Below are 502 nucleotides of genomic sequence, written 5' to 3'. Positions count from 1 at the left end.
ATGTAATACCACGCTGTATGCCTAAAGCATTTTTACGTAGAGCGTTTTATAAAGGATTGTTAGTATGGCGCCATTATTGACTCATGTTTAAAGTAATCTGATGAATTTATTAACTAAAAAAACAAACAAAATACTATTACTAGCCCTTTTAGCGGGCAGCTTATTTAACACCTCTGAGGTTTTTGCTAACCCCACACCGGTTGGGCTTTGGAAAACTATTAACGAAGAGACTAACGAGGCTAAGTCGTACGTGCGCATTACTGATCAAGATGGCGTGCTGACTGGAAAAATTGAAAAAATACTCAATAAAGCCAATCAAGATGCACGTTGCACCGAGTGTGATGGTGATAAAAGAATCAGCCTATGTTGGGGATGACCATTATTGAAGATGTGACCTATGCGGGTGACGGTAGTTGGGAAGACGGTGAAATACTCGACCCAAATAATGGTAAAACCTACAGCGTGCGTTTAACACCGCAGCAAAAGGGCGAAAAACTAGAAG

1 pseudogene is annotated in these 502 nt (G+C 40.4%); it reads left to right on the top strand.

The window, feature by feature from the left end:
- Window positions 1–100 precede the first annotated feature (100 nt).
- Window positions 101–502, top strand: a pseudogene (locus tag PSH48_RS20815) (DUF2147 domain-containing protein); the annotation flags it as partial.

Origin of the sequence: Pseudoalteromonas sp. Angola-4 (genome assembly GCF_028599265.1) — a bacterium.
GTDB lineage: Bacteria > Pseudomonadota > Gammaproteobacteria > Enterobacterales > Alteromonadaceae > Pseudoalteromonas > Pseudoalteromonas atlantica.
This window is presented reverse-complemented; position numbering and strand designations above follow the sequence as displayed.